Below are 20,023 nucleotides of genomic sequence, written 5' to 3'. Positions count from 1 at the left end.
CTTTTTATGGTTGATATTTTCAAGATTAAATGCGTTGCAAAGGGCAAAAAACAGCGGTTACCGTATATCTTTGACCTGTTTCTAAAAATACAATTGTTCCCGATCTACTTAAAATAATTCCGGCAAGCATGGCTTACCCGCTTCTACAACGTCACTTTCCCTGGCTTTTACTGTTTGGTATCCTTTTAAATGTTCCGGGCCTCTGGCTGGATGTCATGGAGCCCGACAGCGCGCTTTATGCCACGATCGCCAAACGCATCGCGGAGCATAACGACTGGAGTAATTTATTTGTCGACGGGCACGAGTGGCTGGATAAGCCTCATTTTCCTTTCTGGATGGCTGCGATCAGCTACAAAATATTCGGGGTGACGGGTTTTGCATACAAGGTACCTTCCTTTATTTTCTGGCTGGCCGGGCTCTGGTATACCTATGTTACAGCCAGGGACCTTTTTAATGTGTCCGTGGCGCAGCTTTCGGTACTGATTTACGCGGTGGCTTTGCATAGTTCGCTGGGCAATTTCGATGTACGTGCCGAACCCTACCTCACCACCTGCATCATTGCGGCTATCTGGCACATGCTGAACGTTTACCACCGGAAACATTGGATTCATATCGTTGCCGCGGCATTTTTTACCGCGGCGGCTATCATGACGAAAGGGATTTTTGTACTGATCACAATTGGTGGAGGCTGGGTGATTTTCTGGGCGATAGCAGGGGAGTGGAAGCAGTTTCTAAATTACCGCTGGTACCTATTCCTGGTGCTGAGCTTTATTTTTATCCTGCCCGAATTGTACAGTTTATATGTTCAGTTTGATATGCATCCGGAGAAGATCGTGTTCGGCAGGACCCATGTTTCAGGTTTGAAATTCTTTTTCTGGGACAGTCAGTTCGGGCGGTTTTTTAATACCGGCCCGATCAAAGGCCGCGGGAGTCTGTTGTTTTTTGTGCATACCACGCTCTGGGCTTTTTTGCCCTGGTCGATAGGCTTGGTGGCGGGGATCGTTTATTTGATTCGTTATGATAAAAAACGTGAACCTGTCCGGTGGGTGATCTATGGCAGCGCGCTGGTTACATTTTTGCTGTTTTCCCTGTCCAAATTCCAGCTCCCGCATTATATCGTTATTGTTTTCCCTTATTTCTCGATCATCACCGCATACTTTCTGTACGAGCAGGCTAACCGGGGCGGTCTTCGCTATTTTTCTTTGGCTCAGACGGTCATATTACTGCTGACGGGTGCGCTGGCGCTGTGGCTTTTATATTTCACGGGAATCAAACAGGGAATAGTGTCGACGGTGGAAATTATAGTGATCCTGATATTAGGTGTTTTTGGCCGTACACCAGACCAATTGCAGCAACTCGTCTTCAGAGGTTACGCGACAGCCGCGGTCATGTATGTGTTCTTGTTTTTCAATTTTTATCCGTTTCTGCTGCAATACCAGTCGGGCAGGCAGGCTGCGAGGATTCTGGAAGGGAAGAACCTGCCAGCCGCAACTTATAAGACGCCTTATGCGCACGCATTTGAATTTTATGCACCGGGAGATGTAAACGTGATCGGGAATATAGATAGTTTGAGCAGGTTTCTCGGCACGCGGCCCTGTGTTTTGTATACCACACCGGCCGTCAACGACAGCCTGACGAAAGCGGGTGTGCAGACCAGTATTGTTGCCCGGCCCGACCATTTTCATATCACCCGTTTGAAAAGGGAGTTTTTATCGCCCAAAACGAGAAGTGAAACCGTGGAGCAGCGTTACCTGCTTTACATAAAATAGCATTGCAGCCTGCCGTGGGCATGATCTGCGATGGGAAATTAACTTGGGAAATTTCGGCCTTTTGTCGATTAGTATACATACCGTTAACACTTACCGCCAGCGTATCCTTGCAAAACGTGCTGCAAACCATCCATGGAAGCCGTTTACAGCGCCAGATGTCTGGGTCCTATTTCCCGTAGTGACCATGCGTTCGAAAACAGTCGCATGCTACAATGACAGCGGATGGATTATACCCGGATTGTCTAACGATATATGATAAACGTAATTTTTAATTGAATTTTTAAAGGAGCCGGGGCCGCGTGGTTATTTTTTCGGAAAACCCTTGGATCGCTTTGAAACCGAAGTTCTCAGATCCTCGATGTGGTGCGCTAGCAGCCAATTCCGGAATTTTGCGGCATCTTCAGGTTGATGATGGATGATGGTGCCGTTCTTAAGTAAAATTGTAAACATGTCATTGGCCTGGAGGAATTTTTGTAATTGTGTAGCAGAATGCTTGAATTGCGGGAATAAATTTTTAGTGTCCGACATTATAGTTTTACCTATCCTTAGTGTATGGGTTCAATGATCAGAAGATGTAGCCTGCACGCCGTTGAGTGAATGCAAAAGGCCGGGTTATTTATCCAGATGGGAAATTCGCACGAAAATAAACCGGCATAATTTTAAAAGCCAATACTATTTAGTTATACACTATAACTTGAGGTTATGACCGTTCAAAGCGTATTTCACAAAAGCCTGCCCCATCGGGTCATTCTCTGAGCCGTGGCGCTGAATAAAATAAAACTGCCTTTTCACATCCAGTCCGTCCACAAAAACGCGCTTCAACGTCCTGGAAGCCAGTTCCTTTTTTACAGAAAGCAGCGGCAGGAACCCCAGGCAGTCGTCTACAAGAAGAAAGTTTTTGAGTGCTTCTGTACCACCCAGTGAGATGTTGTTCTTCAGGTCCGAAATTTTCAGACCTTTTACTTTTAACGCGGATTTGACGGAGGCCAGCGTACCAGATCCTCTTTCCCGGAGTGCCACGGGATATTTCCGGAGGTCGTCCAGGGAAATAGAATCCTTCTCCCATAGCTCGCTCTTGGGGGAGCAAACCGCAATGATCTCATCGGTAAGGTAATAGCGGTAGTTGAAGGAAGTGGTTTTAGTCTGGCCTTCAATAATTCCCAGGTCTATCTGGTTACCGCCCAGGGCGGCCAGAATGTTCTCCGAATTTCGGTTAAGGAGGGTAATATGAATGTGGGGGTACAAATGCCGGAATGCAGAGAGAATCTCAGGGATGATGTACAGCGCAACTGTCGTACTCGCACCCAGCCGCAGCTCACCCTTGGCATTATACTCATCCTGGTGTACGCTGAGCTCGTATTCCAGCCGGACCTGTATTTCTCTCGCCTGGCGGAGGTAGGTCAACAGGATATTTCCTGAGTCGGTCAGCCGGATACTGCTGCCTGTTCGCTCAAACAGACTTGTTTTGTATCCGTCCTCTAATGCTTTGATATGTTTGCTGATGGCGGGCTGGCTAAGGTTCAATACGTGACTTGCTTTGGTGTAGCTCAAAAGACTGGCAACTTCAAAAAATACCTCGTGTCGAAATGATAGCATAAAGAAGGGTTATGATATACAATGAATAAAGATATCAATTCTTGTTATGTAACCGAAGTATCATATACAAAACCTAACTTATTTTTTGCCTGTGCCGGTGCTTTCCTGCCGCGGTCGTTCAAAAAACAAAAGCAGCCCGATCATATTCATCCGGCTGCTTTTGGATAGGGGAGAGAAATCCTGCATATATCTGCCTGGCTCAGATCGTTACTTTGATTTTCGGCCATTCCGGTTTCCATTGAAAGAATACCCTCGTACCATCAGGAGTTGAATGATCGTCGGGTTGCTCACAGTACTGGAAAATGAGTTTTTTCGCGATCTCGTCATACGTCCATTTTTCGGTCATTTTTTTGGGTGTGCCGTGTTCGGGGCTCTGACTTTTGGAAGCTTCATTTTCAGAAGTGACGAACCGCTCGTAGAAAACAAAACTCAATCCCAGAGCCAGACAAATGGATGCAGCCAGGTTGGCACGAATGAACCTGAAGGGATTGAAAGAAGAAAAAGTGGTGTTCGAATTTTTCATTGACATGGCTATTAGATTGTTTAAGAACTGAAAAACCGGATAAGCAGAATTATCCGGGCTAAAACTATCCAACACAGTTTCAAAAGAAGAACGGAATTATCCGAAGTGAGCGTTCAACCCTGTGGAACGTCGTAATCCGAGGGTCAAGTGTCGGCGGCGGTTCAGCCGGTACGGGTCAGGAATGCCTTGATATTGTCACGGTAACCGCGGGTCCATTTGATCTTTTCACCATTGGTCAGGTGCACAATGTACTCTCCGTTAAAATAGGTTTCGAGTTCCGATATAAAATTGATATTGATGATATTGGACCTGCTTGTGCGGATCATCACAGCCGGGTCCAGGCGGTTTTCAAGACTGGAAAGACTTTCGTAGATCACATATGTTTTTTGAGCAGTATGTAGTGAAATGTAATTGCCGTCGGCTCCGAAATAGATGATATCGTCCAGCTTCACGAGGAACATCCGCCCTGACTCCTTCACAAGTATCCTCCTCAGGAAATGTCCTTCGTTACCCTCGCGCTGATCGTGCAGCAGACGGTTTACGAGTTCTTCGACCTTAGGCTGTGCCTGCTGACTGAGACGTTCCTTAACCCTGCCCAATGACTGGTGGAATCGGATTTCGTCAAAAGGTTTTAATAAATAGTCGATGGCATTCACTTCGAATGCACGCAATGCATACTGATCATAAGCGGTAGTGAAAACTACAAAAGGCTGGTGGTGCGGCCATATTTCCTTAAGTACCTCAAAGCCGTCGAGCTCGGGCATCTGAATGTCCAGAAAAACAATGTCCGGGCGGTGCTGCAGAATCTTGATCACAGCCTGTGTACCATTGGCAGCTTCGTCCGTGACATGGATCGACGGGTCCGCCTGAAGAAACGTTCTGATGACGTCCCGGGCCAGAAATTCATCATCTATGATCAGGCAGGAATGCTTCATCGGCTATCTGTATTTTGGGGTTTGGTCGGCATTGAAAGGTCAGGGTTACGAGTGTCCCGCCCTGCGCCGGGTGTGAAAAAATAAGCCCGGCATTTTCTCCGTAGGCCTGCTGTAACCTCGCCAGTGTGTTTTTTAGTCCGAGGCCGGTGCCTGCGGAAGCTTTGCGTTGCTTCACGCCGATACCATTGTCAAAAACATCGATTTGTAAAAAATCTCCCTGTATTCTGCTCGAAATACGGATCAGCGCATTGGTGGTGAGCTCGGATATCCCGTGGGTAAAAGAGTTTTCCACCAGGGGCTGCAGGATCAGCTGCGGCACAGACGTCGTTTCGGTTTCGGGATCAATATGGTACTCCACCCGGAGCCGGTCCTGAAAACGGATCTGCTGAATGGCCAGGTACTGCTGTGTGAGTTTCAGTTCTTCATGAAAAGGGATGAAATCGCTTTTCTGGTTGACGAGCACCGCACGCAGCAGGTCACTCAGTGTCGTGATCATCTGCGTCGCTTTCCGGATGTCGTTCTTGATCATCAGGCTCACGACCGAATGAAGGGTATTGAATAAAAAATGTGGGTTAAGCTGCATTTTCAGGGATTGCAGTTGGGCATTCGCAAGCTGTCCCCGCAACTGCTCGTTGTGAAGCTCAGCCTCAAAATGCTGCTGTTTCAAAACCTGATAGCGGTAAATATAGGATACTTTGTTAAAACCCACTACCAAAAGCATGTACTGGCCAAAACTCGCGGTATATGAAACAAAAAAAGAATAGAAGTAGCTCTCAATCGGAATGGATTTCCCGATGATCATGAACATGATCGGGTTGGTGATCAAATAATGAAAAGTATTGACAAAGATATTGCAGAAGGTTACAATCAATAAATGATAGCATACAGCCCGCAGCAGCGACCTCTGGCGGTTTTTGAACACGATCGGGATTTTCAGGGAAGCATACAGGACCAGCGGGGTGACCGACCACCAGAATAGTCCGTCAAGCAGCCAGATGAATAGCTCATGCAGTCGCATCATAGTAGCTTGTCGCAATAACCACAGTACAAAAAGCTGTCCGAGTGTGATTATGGCGAAAATGGCCCAGTAGCAAAAAGCATATTTCCAGAATTGCCGCACGGTAAGTGGCAGTCGGGACTGATCCAGCAAGCGTTGGACAAATGACATAAATGGGTTTTGGATTGGTGAAATACGCAAAACAAATTTAACTTTTCCTGGGTAACATACCCAGCCGGATTTATGTGAACAGTTCTGTTTATTATCTGAACTGCGCGAACGAAGGCTGGCGCGAAAGCAGTTGGCAAGCTGGCGCGAACGGGTCGTTCGGCCCACTATTCCAAGGCCTCCGGCCGGAGAGCATAAAAGCAAGAACGGGCAGAGGCTCAAAATACAAGCCACGAACGTCCACGTGTACGCCAACCCTCGTTAATATGTTTATTTGCGGAAAAAATATCAAAAAAATTAAAATAATATTTTTTTGTTTAAACGATTAAATATAAATTTGGTCGAGTTTATTTCCTTTTTATATGAATAAATATAAAATATTGAAGTACACGCGCTTTTCATGACTTGTATCCCGAATGATCTGCCGGGAAGAATCTTTTACCAAAAGTATAAAACCTAACAAATTCATCTGATAGTTAAATATTTCAGCGATTGTAAAATTGTGCAGACCTGCTTAACCGATTAAACAAAACGGTTTTTGTCTCACGGATTGAACGCTGTGCCTTTTTAATCATGATTCAACTTCTGTTAGAGAGAATTCCATTCGCTAACACAGGTAAGCTTTGTGCGTATATAGTAGTTCGTTTGTAGTTGAGTGTTGTTTTCAAGGTTGGTATGAGTCATTTCCAAACACATGTCTGTTGTTCATTATGAAAAGATCGTTTACTATTTTAATGCTTCTGATCGCTGCGCTGGGCAACCTGGCCACGGCACAGAATGGCCGGATCACCGGGAAGGTGACCGGGCAGGACAAGGAACCGCTTCCGGGCGTCAATATCCTCATCAGCGGGTCATCCCAGGGAACAGTTTCTGATGCAGAAGGTAAATTTGTTATTGAAGCACCGGCTACTGCCAGCCTGGTTTTTTCGTACATCGGTTACGTGGGTCAGACGGTTGCGGTGAATTCCAGGTCTGTGATCGATGTAGAGCTGGCGCAGGAGTCGAAAAACCTCAACGAGGTGGTAGTCACGGCATTGGGTATAAAAAGGGAGGCGAAAACGCTCGGTTATGCCACTGCCACCGTGAATGCCGACCAGATTTCAACCAACCGTACCCCCAACGTGGTAAGCTCACTTCAGGGAAAAATGGCGGGCGTGAATATTTCCTCCCTCTCCACCGGACCAGGCGGAACGGCCAAGATCCGTATCCGGGGCCAGTCGTCATTCAGCGGCCAGAATAGTCCGCTGATCGTCGTAAATGGTGTTCCGATCGACAATTCAAATTTTGCGGGAGGCGGTGACTATGGACAAAGATCACAGAATGCTTCCGACGGTGGCGACGGGCTTTCCAGTATCAATCCGGACGATATTGAGTCGATGACCGTTTTGAAAGGTGCCACTGCTGCTGCTTTGTATGGGTCCCGCGCAAAAGACGGGGTGGTAATGATCACCACCAAAAACCGGGGTACTGGTAGTGGGATCGGGGTGGATTACAACATCAATTTTACCACCGATACTCCCCTGGATTTTACTGATTTCCAATATGAATACGGGCAGGGTGAAGGCGGCAAACGCCCTACCTCCGCCAACCCGTCTTCCGGTGTGTGGAGTTTTGGAGAGAAATTCGAGCCGGGTATGACGCAAATCCTTTTTGATAACGAAACCTGGCCTTACGAGCCTGTATTTGACAGGGTTAAGAAGTTTTACCGCACGGGTACCAATATGACCAACACGGTAACCGTTTCAAACAATGGTCCGAACGGAGGTTTCAGCTTGTCGCTCGCCAATACCGACAACAAGGGCATATTGGAAAACAACAAGTTCAGCAAGAAGATCGTGAACCTGGGTTTTACCCAGAATATCTCCAAAAAACTCACTGTATTCGGTAACATCAACTATTCGAAAGAAAAGAATGTAAATCCGCCACAGATTGATGCTCAGGACTTTGCGGTGTCGACGGTGATTTTTACACTGGCGAATTCCATGCCGTTCGAAGCGCTGAAACAAAATCAGACTTTACCCAACGGGGACGAATTTTCGTTTGCGAGGTTCCTGGTGCGGAACAATCCTTATTATTCCATGAGCCGTCACTTTGAGAATATCAACCGTGACCGGATTTTTGGTAACGTGGCCATGAAATACCAGTTTACAAGCTGGCTGTATCTGCAGGGACGTATCGCCCAGGATTTTTATGTCCGCGGGCAGGAATACAACATTCCAAACGGTTATGCCCCCATTGCAAAAGCTCCCGTCGGATATGTAAACGGTTCATTTACACAGGATATACGCAGAAATACGGAAAGGAACTTTGACTTTATCCTGGGCGGCAACCATACTTTCGGAGATATCGGACTCGACGTGACGCTGGGGGGAAATCAACGGTATGCGCGTATGGATTACAATAGTGTGACGGTTCAGGATTTTATTCAGCCGGGCTTGTATACGGTCATGAACGGACGTGTCAAAAATCCGCTTTACAGTTTGTCGGAAAAGAAAATCAATTCCCTCTACGGAGCGGCGACTATTTCTTATAAAGAATTCCTTTATCTGAATGTCACCTCGCGAAATGACTGGTTTTCGACGCTCGCGCCTCAGAACCGCAGTATTCTTTATCCTTCTGTTACAGGTAGTTTCATTTTTTCACAGGCCTTTTCCAATCTGCCTTCCTGGATCACATTCGGAAAGTTGCGGGCAGCTTATGCGCAAGTGGGATCGGATAACGTGAACCCTTATTCCAATGCGCTCTACTATGCGGTGGATAATAATTCGTTCCCGAACCCGTCCGGACAGCTGGTGCCCGTAGGCGGCATCAATGCTTCGACAGTTCCCAATAAAAATCTGCGTCCTTTAAGGATCAAAGAAGCCGAGGCAGGTCTTGAAATGAAACTCTTTAACAACCTGATCGGATTTGACTTTACTTATTATCATAAAACTACTGATGATCAAATACTTGCAGCCCAGATTTCGGATGCGTCGTCTTACACTGCCCAGCTGATCAATGTCGGTCGCAGTATGAACAAAGGGATCGAGTTGCTGGTGACCGGCTCTCCTGTCAAAACCAAGGATTTTAGCTGGGATGTCAGTGTCAACGTATCGTATAATACGTCCAAAGTTTTAAAACTGGGCCTGGCGGAAAAAGACACGGTGATCACGGTAGGTGGCGGTGGTGGCCGGACGCTGAATATGGTCGTGGGCCAGCCGCTTGGTCAGCTGTATACATTTAAATACCTGAGAGATGAAGAAGGACGGCAGGTTTTTGACAAAAATAGCGGTATGCCTTTGAGAAACAATACATTGGCAAATGTGGGCAATGCTCTTCCCAGATATTTCGGAGGGATTACCAATACGTTTACCTACAAAGGGATTATGCTGTCTACCCTGATCGACTTTAAGCTCGGGCATAAAATGATCGCCGGAAGGAATATCAACTACATGCGCCACGGTTTGTCTAAAAGGACGCTACCGGGCCGCGCAGAAGGTTTCGTGATCGGAAATGGCGTGAATCCCGACGGTGAGGTGAACCAGACCAAAGCTGCTGTACAGCCATTTTACGAGTCGATCAACCCGCTGGGTATCAACGAGGATTTCGTATCGAATGCAGGTTTCTGGAAACTGCGCCAGGTTACATTGAGCTACGATCTCGGCAGGCTGCTTCCGGATAAATTCTTCATCAAAGGCCTGAGACTAAGTGCCGTGGCAAATAATGTGCTGATCATCAAGAAGTGGACGGAAAATATGGATCCCGAAGAAGTGCTTAATTCATCCGACAATGCAACCGGACTGGATTTCTGGCCGGGACTCCCTCCGACAAGGAGCATTGGATTTAACCTGAATGTGAAATTTTAAGCACTTTTTAAATCGTATTGAAATGAAAGCTAAACTAAAATATACACTCGGATTACTCCTGTCTATCAGCCTGATATCGGGGTGTGACCAGGGATTTGACGATATTAATATCAATAAAGTTGACCCCACCTCGCTGGCGCCTTCTTTGATCCTGAACAAAGCCATTATCAGCACCACTTACCTCGACGGTGTTTCCACGCTGGGTATGCTTTGCTATAATTTCGGTATTGTGCAGCAGATCATTACACCGTACGGAAGCTCGCTGTCCGGAGGGAATTATAATCAGTTCAACAACTCTAATACCCCGTTGGTCTGGGTTAATTTTTACAGAAATGTGGTTAAACAGCTGGTAGCCGTAACCGATCAGACCAAGGATGATCCTTTGCAGGCGAATACCTATCATTCTGCCCGGATCTGGAAAGCCTATGCGTTTATGATCCTGACCGACACTTACGGCGATATTCCTTATTTTGAGGCTGGACAAGGTTACATCAGTGAGGTAATACGTCCTAAGTATGATCCGCAGGAGGCTATTTACAAGGATATATTGAAAGAACTGGAAGAGGCTTCCGGCGCGCTGGATGCATCCGTTGCACCTGTTACCACCGATATTTTATATGGCGGAAATGTAGCAAGATGGAAAAAACTCGGTTATTCACTGATGCTCAGGGCTGCCATGCGGCTCACAAAGGTCGATCCGACGACTGCCAAAACCTATGTGACCAAAGCCATGACAGGCGGACTTTTCGAAAGCAATGCAGACAATTCTATCATCAGGCACACAGCGATTTATAACAATTATATCGCTAACCACCTGGCAGCCAGAGAAAAAACTAACTTTTACCTGGCGGCACCTTTTGTGAATTATCTGAAAGAAAATAACGATCCGCGGCTTCCGATCATGGCGGTCCGTTATGTAGGCGCAAAAGGCGGTCCGGAACAAACTCCCTCACGGGCTTCGTCTGATCCTAAGGTACAGATCGGAATGCCCATGGGCTACAATGATGTTTCCATCAATAGTGTACTGGCGCAAAACGGGGTTGTAAGCCTTTGGGATTTCACGCAAGTAAATTTGACGACAGTACTGAAACTGGACGCCCCTGAATTCCACGTGACTTATGCACAGAGCCAGCTTCTGTTGGCCGAAGCTGCTTTTCGCGGCTGGATTACCGGCGATGCGGCAGCTTATTTTGCAAAAGGCGTGCGTGCACACCTGGAACAGATGGCTTTGTACGACGCCAGCGCTACCATTCCCGAGGCAACTATTGCGGCATATCTGGCAGCACATCCATTGGATAAAGGCAAGGAGCTCGATCAGATCAATACGCAATATTGGGTAGCATCCTTCCTGGACGGTAACGAGCTTTTCGCGAATTTCCGCAGAAGTGGTTTTCCGGCTTTGAAGAAAAACCCGTATCCCGGCTCAGAGATTACCGAGGATTTCATCCGCAGAATGCCTTATCCAGACAGTGAGATCATTGTTAATCTGCAGAATGTCAATGATGCCAATGCCCGGCAAGGCCCTAATGATCTGAATACCAGGGTATGGTGGGACAAAAAGTAAGACAGCCTTGTCAGCTACTTTTAATGTTGAACTAACATTTCATTTTATAAAAATATACGCATGAATAAAAGTGAATTTAGCCGTCGTGACACCATGAAAATGCTGGGGTTAAGCGGCTCGGCAGGGTTACTGGGATTGTTTGGTGGTATTTCCGATGCCAAGGCCCGCGAGGAAAAAGGTGTTCCCGATTACGCCCGGGGCATGAAACCTGTCAAGATCAAGAGTGTCAAGGCTATAGCCACAGCTCCGCAGGGATCCAATCTGATCGTTGTAAAAGTAGAGACCACCGAGCCGGGATTGTATGGCCTGGGCTGCGCCACATTTACCCAGCGCGCTGCCGTGGTGATCGTCGCGATCAATACTTACCTCAATGAATTTTGTGTAGGTAAAGATGTGGACAACATCGAAGACATGTGGCAATCGGCATATGTAAGCTCGTATTGGCGTAACGGGCCCGTTCTTAACAATGCCCTGAGTGGTCTGGATCAGGCGCTTTGGGATATCAAAGGAAAACGCGCAGGTATGCCCCTGCACCAGCTGCTAGGCGGTAAAGCACGTTTTGCAGTGCCTTGTTACACGCATGCCAACGGTCGTACACCTGAGGAAGTGATCGAAAGCGTAAAGAAAATCCAGGAGCAGGGTTACAAGTATATCCGGATCCAGCAGGGAGGTTACGGCGCGGTGGGCAGCACGGACCAGAAGCCTGATTTCAAAGCAGCAGGCTTTGGCGGAGAAACGGATAATTTCATGAACGAGCGTACTTACCTAAAAGCAATTCCCGAGCTGTTTGCAGCCGTAAGAAAGGGATGCGGCGAGGAAGTGGAGCTGCTGCACGATATCCATGAACGCGTTCAGCCTATGGATGCCATCAATATGATCAAGAAACTGGAAGAGTACCGTCCGTTCTTCATCGAGGATCCTTTCTCGCCTGAAAACATGAAATGGTTCAAACAACTCCGCGCAAGTACTACCGTACCCCTTGCAATGGGTGAGCTTTTTAACAATATCAATGAATTCCTGGAACCGATGGCGAACCAGTGGTTTGACTACATCCGGATCCACGTTTCTCAGATTGGCGGGGTGACACCGGCTATGAAGGTAGCGCGGCTCGGTGAATGGTTTAATATCAAAACGGCCTGGCACGGACCCGGCGATGTTTCTCCGGTAGGACACTCGGCGCACGCGCACATTGATCTGGCTGTGTGGAATTTTGGTATTCAGGAAGCTGTGCAGTTCAATGAAAAAACGCTGGAGGTGTTCTCAGGATGTCCGACCATGAAAAACGGCTATATGTCCGTGAACGAAGTGCCGGGGATCGGCGTCGATATCAACGAAAAAGAGGCCGCCAAATATCCGATCACAACCAAATCCAACTGGCAGGTCCGGAAATTCGACGGTACCAGCATACGTCCATAAACCCCGGACTTAAGTCCGGGGCTCGGGGGTGTCCGGGGCTCGGGGTGTCCGGGGCTCGGGGGTGTCCGGGGCTCGGGGGTGTCCGGGGCTCGGGGTGTCCGGGGCTCGGGGGTGTCCGGGGCTCGGGGTGTCCGGGGCTCGGGGGTGTCCGGGGCATCCGGGGTGTCCGGAGCTCGGGGGTGTCCGGGGCTCGGGATCTCAGGGGTGTCCGGGACATCCGGGGTGTCCGGGGCTCGGGGCTCCGGGGCTCGCGACGTCCGCGGTGTCCCGGGGGGAGGATGGGCGCGTGTCCCGGTCATCGGCGACCCTATCACGTATGAGAAGCAGCTACCAGCCCCGGACTTCAGTCCGGGGACCCAGATAAAAACGACATGAAAAAGGTTTCCCTCAAAGACATAGCACAAAAAGCCGGTGTATCGACCGCCCTGGTTTCCTATGTCCTGAACGGAAAGGAAAAGGAGACCAGGGTGGGGGAAACGATCGCGCGCAGGATCAAGGAAATAGCGAAGGAGCTGAACTATCATCCCAATCATCTGGCAAAAAGCCTCAGGAGCGGCAAAACGCATACTTTCGGGCTGATCATTGCCGATATTTCTAACCCTTTCTTTGCCAATATTGCAAGGGTGGTGGAAGATGAAGCCAAGAAAAACGGCTATACGGTGATCATAGGAAGCTGTGACGAAAATGCGGACAAATCCTGGGATTTGCTGAATGTGTTGGTTAACCGGCAGGTAGATGGTTTTATCATCGTTTCCTGCGAAAATTCCGAGAACCAGATCCATTATTTGAAAGAAAGAAATATCCCGTTTGTGCTCCTGGACAGGCATTTCCCGGATATCCAGACCGACTTTGTAGCAACCAACAATTACAAGGCGTCCTATGATGCCGGCGTGCATCTGATTCGGGGAGGGTATAGGAATATAGGGTTAATTGCCTATAAATCAGATATGTATCACATGGTTGAGCGGATTCGGGGATACAAACATGCGCTCGCTGACAGTCAGATCGATTTCCATGCAAACTGGCTGAAAGAAGTGAAGTTTGAAACCATGGAACAGGATGTAAAGACTGCCATTGATGAAATTATGTCTGCGGATCAGAAAGTGGAGGCACTTGTGTTTGCAACTTATGGTCTGGCTATCAATGGTTTAAAGTACATCAACGAGTTGCGGCTACAAGTGCCGTCGGATCTGGCTATTGTCAGTTTCGGGCAGGCGGAGGTATTCGACCTGTATTACTGTCCGATCACTTATATGCGGCAGCCTCTCGAAATGCTGGGCAAGACGGCAGTAGAGTTTTTGTTGAAAAAAATGAAAAATCCGGACGAAGGAATGAAACAGATTTTGATGGAAGCGAAGCTGATCGCCAGGGATTCTTCCATGGCCAAATCTGCCTGGCCGGCCGGCTAATTTTTTGTGAGAATGCTTAATCGATTAATAAAAACGCGGTTACCAAAAATGGCCCGTAGGGGCTACACCTTTGTATGAGAAGAAGAGACTTTATAAGGACCGCGGCTTTGGGCACAGCGGCGGTTGCATCAGGAATGCCGCTCATGCGTGCGGAAGCTGCATCGAAAATGAAAATCACTAAAATCCGCTATTACAGCGCGCCGGGCTACAACAAGCCACTTTTCAACCAGGCCCGCGGGATCGTAGAGATTGAAACGGACGGTGGCATCATCGGGATCGGTGAGGGCGGTTCAAAGGATATGATCGAACAATGTGCGCAAATGATGATCGGGGAGGACCCTTTCCGCATTGAGCATATCTGGCAGAATGTGTATCGCGGAATGTTCTATCCTCCGGGACGTGAAAAACTCCATGCATTGGGCGCACTAGAAATGGCTCTGTGGGATATCAAGGGAAAAGCACTCAACGTGCCTGTTTATGAGCTTCTGGGGGGCGCTACCCGCGATTACGTCGAATGCTACGCCACTGGTTTCCGTGCATCAAAAGCCAAAACGGAGGAAGAGCGGGCAAGGGATTGTATCGAAGCCGGCTTGCGCGCATACCGCATCGGACCGACAGGTGGAAATGGCGATCAGCCTTTCGATTTTTACAGCAATGTAAAAACAACCATTGAATTCTGTAAAAGGATCGACGAAGCAGTCGGCGGTGGAGGCAAGTGGGCGATTGACCTGCATACCCGTTTTGACCTGACCGACGGACTGAAAATATGCACGGCACTGGAAGACCTGGAACCCTATTTCATTGAAGACATTGTGCGCTCCGAAAATCCGGGTGTTTACAAAAATGTCCGTTCTATGACGAAGGTGCCTATTGCGGTTGGCGAGCAGTTTGGAGATCGCTGGGATACCAACGAGCTCATCGAAAACCGCCTGATCGATTATACCCGTTTCACCGTTCCGAACACCGGCGGCATCGGAGAATTCAAAAAACTGGCATCCATGTGCGAAACGCATTATGTGGGCATGATCCCGCATTTTACCGGCCCGCTTTCGACAGCCACGCTGGTGCATATACTGGGTTCCAGCAGCCCTTCCCGCGCGATGATGGAGCTGGGTGGGGGAGAGCCGGAGCGTCCCGCTTATTTCAACGAGGATTTTATCAATTTCAAAAACGGGAAACTGTATCTGAACGACAGTCCCGGCCTGGGGGTCAAATTTGATCCGAAAAAAGCAACGTTTGTGATGGAGGTAAAAGAAAAAACGAAGTTCCCGCATCCGATACTGAAAGCCCCCGACGGCTCGATCCACAACTGGTAAAATGCATTTCCCCATACATTCACAATTATGTTTAAACAATGAAACCAACTGATAAAAAGCCTGGCATGTCGCGGAGACAGGCCATACAGTCCGTTTTGGGAGTTGCGGCGATGGGTTCGATGATTCTGCCTAAGACCTCCTATGCTTCTGCACCCGGGGAATTCCGGGAGTATGGTAAAGTGAAGATCACCAAACTGGAAACATTTCTGGTGAAGCCAAGATGGATTTTTCTGAAAATCCACACCGATGCCGGGGTCGTTGGGCTGGGTGAACCGCTGCTCGAAGGCCGTGCGCTCACCATCAAAACGGCGATCCAGGAAGTAGAACCTTACCTGATCGGAAAGGACCCGCGTCAGGTGGTGCATCACTGGCAGGCCATTTACCGCCATGCTTTTTACAGGGGCGGTCCTATTCTCACCAGTGCGCTCAGCGGAATCGATCAGGCGTTGTGGGACATCAAAGGCAAGCTGCTGAATGTTCCGATCTATGAACTTTTCGGCGGGCCCACCCGTGACCGCGTGCGGGTTTACGGACGTGCGGCGAATGCCGAGGACATGAAGAAAAGAAAAGCGGAAGGCTTTACTGTGATCAAGACCGGGGTAGCGAAGAAAAACCCTGCGAACATTGTCGAGAATCCGGCATTTATCAAATATGCTGCGGATAATTTTGCCTCACTCCGGGAAGCAGGTGGCCCCGAAATGGATATTGCGATTGATTTTCACGGGGCGATTTCCCAGCAGACTTCCAAGGTGCTGATCAAAGAATTGGAACAATACCAGCCCATGTTTGTGGAGGAGCCTTGCCAGGCACAAAATGTTGATACGATGGTGGATATCGCCAGAGGAACGCATATCCCGATTGCCACAGGTGAAAGGATATTTACAAAATGGGGCTTCCGGGAAATTCTCGAAAAAGGGGCTGCCAGCATTGTACAGCCTGATCTTTGCCACGCAGGCGGCATTACCGAGGGCCGGATCATTGCGGGAATGGCAGAAGCCTACTACGTGCCGATTGCACCACACAACCCTATGGGCCCTATTTCTCTGGCGACGGGCCTGCAATTGGCTGCCAGTGTGCCCAACTTTCTGGTGCAGGAGCAGGTTACGCTGGGCGAGGGATATCTGAAAAATCCGTTCAAGCTCCAGAGCGACGGAACCGTTATGGTCCCAACCAAGCCCGGTTTGGGGATTGAGCTCGACGAAGATGCCATGAAGGACAAAATAGGGCACGACTGGAAAAATCCGGAAAGCTACAACGCGCTGGATGGTTCGGTGGTCGACTGGTGATTTAATAGTGCATAGCTCTCCTACTCAAATTTAATAACAATTACAGTGTAATGTACCCGGCATCTGCCTGAATCTCCGGACTCAGGATTGGGGATCGTCGTTTTATTTTCAATCAAAAAACAGTATTATTTAAATTTTTACTATAACAATTATATGCGCGAGCTATGAGAAAACTTGTAAGTTTGATTTTTTTACAACTCATTTTGGGACAGGTTGTTTTTGCCCAAAATGGTAGTGTAACCGGGAAAGTGACGGATCAGGATAATGTCGCACTTCCGGGTGTGAATATTTTGCTGAGTGGAACCTCGCAAGGGACGGCGACGGATGGAGAGGGGAATTTTACCATCAATGCGCCAGGTACCGGGTCGCTTGTTTTTTCTTTTATCGGCTATGAAAGCCAGACCGTCCAGGTAAGCAACCGTTCGGTGATCAATGTTCAGTTAAGGCAGGAATCAAGAAGCTTGTCTGAACTGGTAGTAGTGGGGTATGGTACGCAGAGAAAAACGGATGTTACAGGAGCTTTGTCCGTTATTTCTACCAAAGAATTTTCCCAGCAGCCTGTGACGCGCCTGGACCAGGTGTTGCAGGGCCGTGCTACGGGGGTGCAGGTAACACAATCGAACGGATCGCCGGGCGGTGATTCCAGAATACGTATCCGGGGTGCCAACTCGGTTTTGGGTAACAACGATCCGTTGTACGTGATCGACGGCTACATCGGAGCTGACTATAACCTTTTAAACCCCAGTGATATTGCATCAATCCAGATATTGAAAGATGCGGCATCAACTTCGATTTACGGAAGCCGTGGTGCCAACGGGGTTGTAATCATTACCACCAAAAAAGGTACAAAGGGGATCAAAGTAACCTATGAGGGACAGGGAAGCGTTTCAGAGGTCATCAAGAAATTTGACCTTCTGCCGGCAGGCGAATTTGCAGAAATTGTGAATGCGCGTGCGACTGCAACAGGTTCTACGCCTCCTTTTACTGCCGCGCAAATTGCTGACTACAAAGCAAATGGCGGTACTGACTGGCAAGATCTGGTATATCGGACAGGCCGCGGACAGCAGCAGCAGATCACGATCAATGGCGGTAACGAAAAAACTACTTTCCTTGTTTCGGGTAACTACGTGAAACAGAAAGGGATCGTGGAAAACAGCGATTTCAAGCGTTATGTTTTCCGTACAAACCTAAATACGCAGGTCGATAAGAGGCTGACGCTGCGGTTCAATATGTCCGGTGCATTTTCACGAAACCACAATACGGATGGCGGCGGCGCTTTGATTGAGGCGTTGCAGTGGGCTCCCACCACGCCGGCTTACGGGGCAGACGGCCAGCCAACTTTCGCTGACCCGATCGGTTCAGTTTCCAGAAGCCCGCTGGACAATCTTTACGACAAATCCAATGACATCAGCAAATTCAACGTCAATGCCATTGGCGGCTTGAACTACCAGTTGCCGATCAAAGGTTTAAGCCTTGATTTACAATATGCGGTAAACTATCTGGATTACAAAAGCAGGTATGTAAACGGTCCGAGAGTTACCAATAAAACACCAAACGCGGGGCTTTACGCGTCCGATCAGGTGACTTTGCAGAACACCAACTCCTTGAACTACAACATCACACTTGGCAACCACTCCATCAATGCAGTGGCTGTACTGGAAACGCAGCAATATACCAACCGGAACATGTCGGCCACGGCTGCGGGTTTGCGCTTCCCTCAGCTGGGATACGACAACATAGGCGGTAACTCGGCTGCTACCGTGGGTTCCGGGTTCCAGAAATGGACGCTGATGTCGCTTCTGGGACGTGTAAACTACGCGTTTAAAGATAAATATCTGCTGACTGCGGCGATCAGAAGGGATGGTTCATCCAAATTCAGCCCGGCCAACAGATACAGCGTTTTCCCTTCCGTGGCGGTCGGCTGGCGGTTATCCGAAGAGGATTTTATCAAGGACCTCAATGTTTTCAGCAACCTGAAACTGAGAGGAAGCTGGGGTTTAACGGGTAGCCAGGCCATCAATCCTTATGCAACGTTATCGACCTATGGAACAACTGCCGTGGCTTTCAATAACAACAGCATTACTGCAGGTGTGATTCAGGGCAACGCGGGTAACATGGATTTGAAATGGGAAACCACACGCCAGACCGACATTGGTATCGAAATGGAGTTCCTCAACGGAAGATTGAGACTGGAAGCTGACTATTTCAGTAAAAACACCAAAGATCTGCTCCTGAACGTATCGATCCCGAATTATGCGGGCGGCGGTACGCAGACACGTAACATCGGTGAGATCGAAAACAAAGGGTTTGAATTCTCTATCGGAGGTACGCCGGTTCAGGGTAACAAATTCGCATGGGAAACCAACCTGAATTTTTCAACGCTGAAAAATAAAGTCCTTGATTTAGGAGGTCTGCCGAGGATCGGAACCGGTACCGGCGCAGGCGGCGGGATGTCTATTACCAATGAATTTATGCTGATGCCGGGGCAGCCGCTTGGCTCTTACTGGGGACTTAATTACCTCGGTACTTTCAAACCGGGTGATGCGGATGCCGCTGCCTTACAGGGACGTGTTCCGGGAGATCCGCGTTATGAAGATGTAAACGGGGACAATGCAATTACCACCGACGATTTCAAGGTAATTGGTCACGCATTTCCAAAGGTTACAGGAGGCTGGAACAACACATTTACTTACGGCGGACTGACTTTGAACGTATTCGTCAACGGAGTTTTTGGGGTGGATAAACTGAACTACACCCGTGCGGGCGCCATGTCAGGATCGGGAGAAGCACGTCAGTTTTTATTGACCGAGATCCGCGATTACTACCGCGAAGGCAATGAGGATTCTGACATTCCCGCATTTACCAAGACTTACCAGCCATTTACCCAGTCGAGCCGCTTCCTCGAAAACGGAAGTTTTGTAAGATTGAAAAACGTAAGCCTTTCTTATAACATCCCTTCTTCGTTCTTGCGTGATAAAGGCACGATCAGGGTATTTGCAAGCGCTACCAATTTGTTCACGATCACGAAATACACAGGTCCTGATCCGGAATCCAGTAACGTGGGATCCAGCACGGATACGGCCATTGGTATTGACCGCGGTTCATATCCCAATGCAAAAGTGTATACGCTGGGGCTGAATCTTGGATTTTGATGGCTGTCGGACACGCTATTAACATAATAAACTCATCAAAAATGCGC

At 48.5% G+C, this 20,023-nt stretch carries 12 protein-coding genes; 8 read left to right on the top strand and 4 right to left on the bottom strand.

Annotation, left to right across the window (positions count from 1 at the left end):
• The first annotated feature begins 128 nt into the window (after positions 1-128).
• On the top strand, positions 129-1,769 hold the full coding sequence (locus FBF61_RS01355; RefSeq protein WP_138475370.1) for an ArnT family glycosyltransferase: 1,641 nt from the start codon (positions 129-131) through the stop codon (positions 1,767-1,769).
• A 687-nt stretch (positions 1,770-2,456) separates the two neighbouring features.
• Here the strand turns inward: FBF61_RS01355 and FBF61_RS01345 are convergent.
• The 4 genes from FBF61_RS01345 to FBF61_RS01330 all read right to left on the bottom strand — a co-directional run bounded on the left by FBF61_RS01345 (position 2,457) and on the right by FBF61_RS01330 (position 5,991).
• Positions 2,457-3,365, bottom strand: coding sequence for a LysR substrate-binding domain-containing protein (locus FBF61_RS01345; protein WP_138475368.1), 909 nt, complete (start codon positions 3,363-3,365; stop codon positions 2,457-2,459).
• Positions 3,366-3,564: 199 nt separating this feature from the next.
• The gene (locus FBF61_RS01340; protein WP_138475367.1) at positions 3,565-3,888 is read right to left on the bottom strand and encodes a hypothetical protein; all 324 of its coding nucleotides are present in this window, start codon (positions 3,886-3,888) and stop codon (positions 3,565-3,567) included.
• A gap of 161 nt (positions 3,889-4,049) precedes the next feature.
• The gene (locus tag FBF61_RS35380; protein WP_138475366.1) at positions 4,050-4,823 is read right to left on the bottom strand and encodes a LytR/AlgR family response regulator transcription factor; all 774 of its coding nucleotides are present in this window, start codon (positions 4,821-4,823) and stop codon (positions 4,050-4,052) included.
• A complete protein-coding gene (locus tag FBF61_RS01330; protein ID WP_229214871.1) occupies positions 4,795-5,991 on the bottom strand; it encodes a sensor histidine kinase in 1,197 nt (398 codons plus the stop codon). Before FBF61_RS01330 ends, FBF61_RS35380 begins: the two co-directional genes overlap by 29 nt.
• Positions 5,992-6,698: 707 nt before the next feature.
• Between FBF61_RS01330 and FBF61_RS01325 the strand changes: the two genes are divergently transcribed.
• The 7 genes from FBF61_RS01325 (at position 6,699) to FBF61_RS01295 (ending at position 19,976) form a co-directional block, all read left to right on the top strand.
• On the top strand, positions 6,699-9,833 hold the full coding sequence (locus tag FBF61_RS01325; RefSeq protein WP_138475365.1) for a SusC/RagA family TonB-linked outer membrane protein: 3,135 nt from the start codon (positions 6,699-6,701) through the stop codon (positions 9,831-9,833).
• Positions 9,834-9,855: 22 nt separating this feature from the next.
• Positions 9,856-11,397: a SusD/RagB family nutrient-binding outer membrane lipoprotein gene (locus tag FBF61_RS01320; protein WP_138475364.1), complete on the top strand. Its 1,542-nt coding sequence runs from the start codon at positions 9,856-9,858 to the stop codon at positions 11,395-11,397.
• 60 nt (positions 11,398-11,457) lie between these two features.
• Entirely contained in the window at positions 11,458-12,813 is a 1,356-nt protein-coding gene (locus tag FBF61_RS01315) for an enolase C-terminal domain-like protein (protein WP_138475363.1), read from the top strand.
• A 371-nt stretch (positions 12,814-13,184) separates the two neighbouring features.
• Positions 13,185-14,222, top strand: coding sequence for a LacI family DNA-binding transcriptional regulator (locus FBF61_RS01310; protein WP_138475362.1), 1,038 nt, complete (start codon positions 13,185-13,187; stop codon positions 14,220-14,222).
• 74 nt (positions 14,223-14,296) lie between these two features.
• Positions 14,297-15,538: a mandelate racemase/muconate lactonizing enzyme family protein gene (locus FBF61_RS01305; protein WP_138475361.1), complete on the top strand. Its 1,242-nt coding sequence runs from the start codon at positions 14,297-14,299 to the stop codon at positions 15,536-15,538.
• 38 nt (positions 15,539-15,576) lie between these two features.
• On the top strand, positions 15,577-16,824 hold the full coding sequence (dgoD, locus tag FBF61_RS01300) for a galactonate dehydratase (RefSeq protein ID WP_229214870.1): 1,248 nt from the start codon (positions 15,577-15,579) through the stop codon (positions 16,822-16,824).
• 164 nt (positions 16,825-16,988) lie between these two features.
• Positions 16,989-19,976, top strand: coding sequence for a SusC/RagA family TonB-linked outer membrane protein (locus tag FBF61_RS01295; protein WP_138475360.1), 2,988 nt, complete (start codon positions 16,989-16,991; stop codon positions 19,974-19,976).
• The last annotated feature ends 47 nt before the right edge of the window (positions 19,977-20,023 follow it).

The sequence above is a fragment of the Dyadobacter bucti genome, assembly GCF_005869225.1.
In the GTDB taxonomy this organism is placed as follows: Bacteria; Bacteroidota; Bacteroidia; order Cytophagales; family Spirosomataceae; genus Dyadobacter; species Dyadobacter bucti.
Note: the sequence above shows the minus strand (reverse complement) of the source record. Positions and strands in the feature narration are given on the sequence as shown.

What these genes read in the sequence shown, in the direction of transcription:
- FBF61_RS01330 (WP_229214871.1), bottom strand. Translation starts at nt 5,991, where the DNA reads ATGTCATTTGTCCAACGCTTGCTGGATCAGTCCCGACTGCCACTTACC.
- FBF61_RS01320 (WP_138475364.1), top strand. Translation starts at nt 9,856, where the DNA reads ATGAAAGCTAAACTAAAATATACACTCGGATTACTCCTGTCTATCAGC.
- FBF61_RS01345 (WP_138475368.1), bottom strand. Translation starts at nt 3,365, where the DNA reads ATGCTATCATTTCGACACGAGGTATTTTTTGAAGTTGCCAGTCTTTTG.
- FBF61_RS01355 (WP_138475370.1), top strand. Translation starts at nt 129, where the DNA reads ATGGCTTACCCGCTTCTACAACGTCACTTTCCCTGGCTTTTACTGTTT.
- FBF61_RS35380 (WP_138475366.1), bottom strand. Translation starts at nt 4,823, where the DNA reads ATGAAGCATTCCTGCCTGATCATAGATGATGAATTTCTGGCCCGGGAC.
- FBF61_RS01310 (WP_138475362.1), top strand. Translation starts at nt 13,185, where the DNA reads ATGAAAAAGGTTTCCCTCAAAGACATAGCACAAAAAGCCGGTGTATCG.
- FBF61_RS01295 (WP_138475360.1), top strand. Translation starts at nt 16,989, where the DNA reads ATGAGAAAACTTGTAAGTTTGATTTTTTTACAACTCATTTTGGGACAG.
- FBF61_RS01340 (WP_138475367.1), bottom strand. Translation starts at nt 3,888, where the DNA reads ATGAAAAATTCGAACACCACTTTTTCTTCTTTCAATCCCTTCAGGTTC.
- FBF61_RS01305 (WP_138475361.1), top strand. Translation starts at nt 14,297, where the DNA reads ATGAGAAGAAGAGACTTTATAAGGACCGCGGCTTTGGGCACAGCGGCG.
- FBF61_RS01325 (WP_138475365.1), top strand. Translation starts at nt 6,699, where the DNA reads ATGAAAAGATCGTTTACTATTTTAATGCTTCTGATCGCTGCGCTGGGC.
- FBF61_RS01315 (WP_138475363.1), top strand. Translation starts at nt 11,458, where the DNA reads ATGAATAAAAGTGAATTTAGCCGTCGTGACACCATGAAAATGCTGGGG.
- dgoD (WP_229214870.1), top strand. Translation starts at nt 15,577, where the DNA reads ATGAAACCAACTGATAAAAAGCCTGGCATGTCGCGGAGACAGGCCATA.